The 449-nt window shown below is 62.1% G+C and carries 1 protein-coding gene; it reads left to right on the forward strand.

Annotation, left to right across the window (positions count from 1 at the left end):
• Position 1: 1 nt before the first annotated feature.
• A partial coding sequence (locus EN824_RS33525) for an AAA family ATPase (protein WP_210236377.1) occupies positions 2-449 on the forward strand: 448 nt, incomplete at its 3' end.

Raw genomic sequence — 449 nt, forward strand, 5'->3', positions numbered from 1 at the left:
GTTGTATCGCGACTCGGGCATCGGCGAGGTGCTCGCGGAACTCGACCGCGACCTTGTGGGCCTCGCGCCGGTCAAGACGCGAATTCGTGAGATCGCCGCGCATCTGCTTGTCGAGCGCGCGCGCGAATCGCTCGGCCTTGCAAGCGGCGCACCGACGTTGCACATGTGTTTCTCCGGCAATCCCGGCACGGGCAAGACCACGGTCGCGTTGCGCATGGCCGAGGTGTTGCACCGGCTCGGCTACATTCGCCGCAATCATCTGGTCTCCGTGACGCGCGACGATCTGGTCGGCCAGTACATCGGTCATACCGCGCCGAAAACGCGTGACGTGCTCAAGCGCGCAATGGGCGGCGTGCTGTTCATCGACGAAGCGTATTACCTGTACCGTCCGGAAAACGAACGCGACTATGGTCAGGAAGCCATAGAAATACTGCTGCAGACCATGGAAA

The sequence above is a fragment of the Mesorhizobium sp. M8A.F.Ca.ET.181.01.1.1 genome (genome assembly GCF_004792025.1).
Classification (GTDB): Bacteria; Pseudomonadota; Alphaproteobacteria; order Rhizobiales; family Rhizobiaceae; genus Mesorhizobium.